This is a genomic window from Pseudorhodoplanes sp. (genome assembly GCF_050250235.1).
In the GTDB taxonomy this organism is placed as follows: domain Bacteria; phylum Pseudomonadota; class Alphaproteobacteria; order Rhizobiales; family Xanthobacteraceae; genus Pseudorhodoplanes.
In genome coordinates this window covers 1-2,784 of record NZ_JBFWPA010000317.1, presented here as the reverse complement: position 1 = coordinate 2,784, position 2,784 = coordinate 1, and the positions used below count along the sequence as shown (strand labels likewise).

The following is a 2,784-nucleotide window of genomic DNA, read 5'->3' as shown; positions in this document are numbered from 1 at the left end:
GACGTCCGCGCCGTAGTCGCCGGGTCGCGCTACTCCCACCTGAGCATTGAGGGTCGCGCCATCGAGATAAGCCTGACCGCCGTAACTGTGAACGATGTCGCAGATCTCACGAATGCGTTCCTCGAAAACCCCATGCGTGGAGGGGTAAGTGATCATGATGGCGGCGAGATTCTGAGCGTGCTTTTCCGCCTTGGCGCGCAAGTCGTTGACGTCGACGTCGCCATTCTTTTCGCAGGCGACGACAACGACTTGCATACCCACCAATGCAGCAGAGGCAGGATTGGTGCCGTGTGCGGACGAAGGGATCAGACAAACGTTTCTATGAGCTTCTCCGCGGGCCGCATGATATCCGCGGATTGCCAGAAGACCCGCATATTCGCCTTGCGCGCCGGAGTTCGGCTGAAGGGAAATTGCGTCGTAGCCGGTTATGTCACACAGCCATCGCTCAAGCCGCTCAAAAAGCTTGTGATAGCCCTTGGCCTGGTCGATTGGCACGAAGGGGTGCAGCGTTGCAAACTCCGGCCAGGTCAGCGGGACCATTTCGGTCGTGGCATTCAATTTCATCGTGCACGATCCGAGCGGGATCATCGCGCGGTCGAGCGCAAGATCGCGGTCGCTTAGTTTGCGCATGTATCGAAGCAGTTCGGTCTCCGAGCGGTATGCATGGAAAACAGGGTGCGTAAGGAATGCACTTGTGCGCAGTAGCTGAGCTGGTAAAGCATCGCGCGCGGGTATTTCGACTTCAGGATAAGATAGGTTGCCGCCGAATGCGCGCCACACCGCTTCAACGGTTTCTTCGGTGCTGGTCTCGTCCAGGGCTATACGAAGTGTAGAATTGCCGATCCCGAGATTGATTTTTTCGAGTGCTGCTCGTCTTACAATATCGTCGCGTTGTGCGCTGACTTCGACGGTAATCGTATCGAAGAAACGATCAGACTGAAGCGAAAAGCCTAGTTTCTGCAAACCAGCTGCCAAAACTTTGGTGCGCTGGTGGATTGCTCGAGCAATCGAAGTAAGTCCATCCGGCCCATGATAGACGGCATACATCGAAGCGATGACGGCCAGGAGAACTTGCGCGGTGCAAATGTTGGAAACCGCCTTTTCTCGGCGGATATGCTGTTCGCGGGTTTGTAGCGCCAAACGATATGCCGGCGCTCCACGAGAATCCACGCTCAGTCCAACAATGCGTCCGGGGAGTGAGCGCTTAAGCGCATCGCGCACTGCCATGTAAGCAGCATGCGGCCCGCCATAGCCCATGGGCACGCCAAAACGTTGGGCCGAACCGATAGCGATATCAGCGCCCAACTCGCCGGGCGACGCCAGCAAGGTCAGCGCTAACAAGTCGGCGGCGACCGTTACGAGTGCGCCTTTGGCGCGCGCCGTCTCAATTGCGGCACGCAAATCACGCATCGCCCCTGAACTTGCAGGATGCTGAAAAATGACGCCAAAAACATCAACCTTATCAAGGTCGTTGAGGGGGTCGCCTACAATCAGTTTCCAACCGAGAGGTTCGGCGCGGGTCCGCATCACAGCGAGCGTTTGAGGATGAACTTCGTGATCGACGAAGAAAGCTTTCGTCTTTACCCGGGAGCTTCGTTCCGAAAGCGCCATCGCTTCGGCGGCAGCAGTCGCTTCATCGAGAAGCGAGGCGTTTGCGACGTCCAGGCCGGTTAGATCGCAGATCATGGTCTGGAAGTTAAACAACGCTTCCAGCCTGCCTTGGCTGATCTCAGGCTGGTAGGGCGTGTAAGCGGTGTACCAGGCGGGGTTCTCCAGAATGTTTCGCTGAATTACAGCAGGCAAGATCGTGCCGTAATATCCTTGGCCGATAAGCGACGTGAAAGACTGGTTTTGTGCGGCAAGCTCTTTCATATGAGCGAGCGCGTCCGTCTCGCTGAGGGCCTCGCCGAGATTCAGCGCGGACTTCTGTCTTATGGCTGCGGGAAGCGTTTCTGACATCAACGAGGCAAGGCTCGTAGCGCCGACAGTCTTCAGCATCGAAGAGATGTCAGCTTCAGACGGACCGATGTGGCGCCGGGTGAAATTTACAGCAACGTCGCCAGTATGTTTGGAGTGAGCGTTCATGGATGCAGGTCCGCTTGAATGTTTGTAAGGCGTCTCAGACGGTGTGCTCTTTTTTATAGGTGGCTTCGTCCATCAATCCTTCAAGTTCGCTTTTGTCGGCGATCTTGAGTTTAAAGAGCCAAGCTTTGCCTTCGGCGTCTGCATTTACCTGGGCCGGATCGGACACGACATCCGCATTCGTCTCAACGACCTCGCCGGAGATGGGAGAATAGACGTCGGAAGCAGCCTTTACGGACTCAACTACTGCAACTGCTTCGGACTTCTTAAGGGCGCGGCCAACTTCCGGCAGACTTACAAAAACCAGGTCGCCCAGGTTTGATTGCGCGTAGTCCGAAATGCCGATGGTGGCGACGTCGCCGTCGACATGAATCCATTCATGGTCGGTGGTGTATAGTTTGCTCATGTTGATCTCTCAGCGCTTGAAGGCGTTAGGAACGAAAGGCGTAGCGGCGACACGCATAGGCACCCGTTGCCCGCGGACTTCGGCAAATATCTGCGTGTCAGCGGCGGCAAGAGCAGCGGGCACGTAGCCCATCGCCATTGGAGCATTCAAACTCGGACCGAAACCGCCGGAGGTGACCGAGCCTATTTTATGTGTTGCAAGCTGATCGGAAAATAGAGGAGCGCCTTCGCGTACGGGCGCGCGGCCTTCTGGTCTCAGGCCCACACGGCGGCGGGCGGTCCCATTCGCCAACTGCT

At 56.6% G+C, this 2,784-nt stretch carries 3 protein-coding genes; all 3 read right to left on the bottom strand.

The window, feature by feature from the left end; translation table 11 throughout:
- The coding region (gene gcvP / locus AB7F49_RS39360; RefSeq protein ID WP_428533479.1) for an aminomethyl-transferring glycine dehydrogenase at positions 1-2,085 on the bottom strand (2,085 nt) is incomplete at its 3' end.
- Between the two features lie 34 nt (positions 2,086-2,119).
- A complete protein-coding gene (gene gcvH, locus AB7F49_RS39355) occupies positions 2,120-2,488 on the bottom strand; it encodes a glycine cleavage system protein GcvH (protein WP_428533476.1) in 369 nt (122 codons plus the stop codon).
- A gap of 9 nt (positions 2,489-2,497) precedes the next feature.
- Positions 2,498-2,784 (bottom strand): glycine cleavage T C-terminal barrel domain-containing protein (locus tag AB7F49_RS39350; protein ID WP_428533473.1); only part of this gene is annotated, 287 nt, incomplete at its 5' end.